The sequence below is a fragment of the Cupriavidus sp. 8B genome (assembly GCF_054589115.1).
The window spans coordinates 29,225-30,109 of the sequence record NZ_BAAILO010000175.1 but is presented as its reverse complement, the minus strand read 5'-3'; the positions used below and the strand labels follow the sequence as shown (position 1 = coordinate 30,109).

At 57.4% G+C, this 885-nt stretch carries 1 protein-coding gene; it reads left to right on the top strand.

Features of this window, described 5'->3' with window-relative positions:
• Window positions 1-412 precede the first annotated feature (412 nt).
• On the top strand, window positions 413-778 hold the full coding sequence (locus ACYP5B_RS17595; protein ID WP_459570528.1) for an ArsR/SmtB family transcription factor: 366 nt from the start codon (window positions 413-415) through the stop codon (window positions 776-778).
• The last annotated feature ends 107 nt before the right edge of the window (window positions 779-885 follow it).

Here is an 885-nt window from a genome sequence, read left to right as displayed (position 1 = left end):
CTTTTCTTTACGAGTAAAGAAAAGTGACATCTCACACGTTCTAAAACGGCCAACACCGTACAGCCGCGACAGCAGCTAGAAGCATGAAAACCCCACCCTAAAGAGCTCTCACTATTTGGCTCGCCCGCTGCGCGAGATCGACATGCTGCTGATGAATGAGCGAGATCTCGTCTCTCTGCTACGCGAGAAGGTCCGCGCGGCCGTGATTGACAAGAAGCCGTTTGTCGAGATCTTCGAGTGAACTGACGCACCAGTCGACAGCGCTTTGCGCCTTCATAGTGATGCGGGAATCCCGGCACTACCGAGGGCACAATAGATCATATTTGTTTCCCTGCATCCATGCCAGGAAGCAACCGTCCGCCTGAAAACTGACGGAGAATACGTGGAATCGCTTCTCCAAATGCAACAACCAATGCAAAGTGCCTCCGCCGTCAAAGCCCTAGCCGCGCTCGCGCAGCAATCTCGCCTGGCGATCTTCCGCCTGCTGGTTCAAGCGGGCCTGGAAGGCGTCAACGCCGGACGGATTGGCCAGGCGTTGGGGCTGCCGCCGGCCACCCTCTCGTTTCATCTCAAGGAACTCGTCCAAGCCGGGCTGATAAGGAGTCACCAGGAAGGCAGGTTCGTCATTTACCAGGCCCAGTATGACCAGATCAACGAGCTCATAGGTTTCCTCACCGAACACTGCTGCGAGGGCAACCCTAACGGTTGCAACGTAACGCCGTTCGAATGCGAGCCCAAGTCGGCAAAACGAACCAGGCCGGCCGCCAAGACAACTTGAGCGACGGCGCTCTCAGTGCCATAGTCCTCGAAGCCCGCACAGGGCACTAGGCCCGCGTCGTCTCGGACGACGAGAATCCCTAATGTGGTTGCCCCCCCTGCCAATGG

Coding starts and splice junctions, on each gene's coding strand:
- ACYP5B_RS17595 (WP_459570528.1), top strand. CDS start 413: ATGCAAAGTGCCTCCGCCGTCAAAGCCCTAGCCGCGCTCGCGCAGCAA.